The organism is Streptomyces gottesmaniae, from assembly GCF_031845845.1.
Lineage (GTDB): Bacteria > Actinomycetota > Actinomycetes > Streptomycetales > Streptomycetaceae > Streptomyces > Streptomyces akebiae.
In genome coordinates this window covers 1-477 of sequence record NZ_JAVRFJ010000116.1, presented here as the reverse complement: position 1 = coordinate 477, position 477 = coordinate 1, and the positions used below count along the sequence as shown (strand labels likewise).

Below are 477 nucleotides of genomic sequence, written 5' to 3'. Positions count from 1 at the left end.
CAACTGCGGTTTGTCTCAAGTACTGCGCCTTGAGCGCGGGCTGGCGTTCTACGTGCAAGCGCCGAGCCTGACTGATGCCCAGTGGCGTCAACTGGGTGCTCTGCTGCATGACCGTATGATGGAAACCCTGTTTGACCGTTTTGAAGATGCCGAAGCGCTGTTCGCTCAGCATCAGCCTGCTCCGGTGCAGTCCGTGGATATCCTTGGCGAAGGCCGTTCTGCCTTAGAAGCGGCAAACACCAAACTGGGTTTGGCGCTGGCGCAGGACGAAATCGACTATCTGATGAACGCTTTCACGTCGTTGGGGCGCAACCCGACTGACATCGAGCTGTACATGTTTGCGCAGGCTAACTCCGAGCACTGCCGCCACAAGATCTTCAACGCAGACTGGGTGATTGACGGTCAAGAACAGCCTAAGTCGCTGTTCAAAATGATTAAAAACACTTTCGAACACACGCCAGATCACGTGCTGTCGGC

At 55.6% G+C, this 477-nt stretch carries 1 protein-coding gene and 1 pseudogene; both read left to right on the top strand.

The genetic code is table 11. The annotated features are described in order from the left end of the window. Positions 1-52: 52 nt before the first annotated feature. Positions 53-103: pseudogene (locus RM704_RS45725) on the top strand (hypothetical protein); the annotation flags it as partial. A gap of 12 nt (positions 104-115) precedes the next feature. Continuing rightward, on the top strand, positions 116-477 hold a 362-nt coding region (locus RM704_RS45720; RefSeq protein ID WP_498076446.1), incomplete at its 3' end, for a phosphoribosylformylglycinamidine synthase-related protein.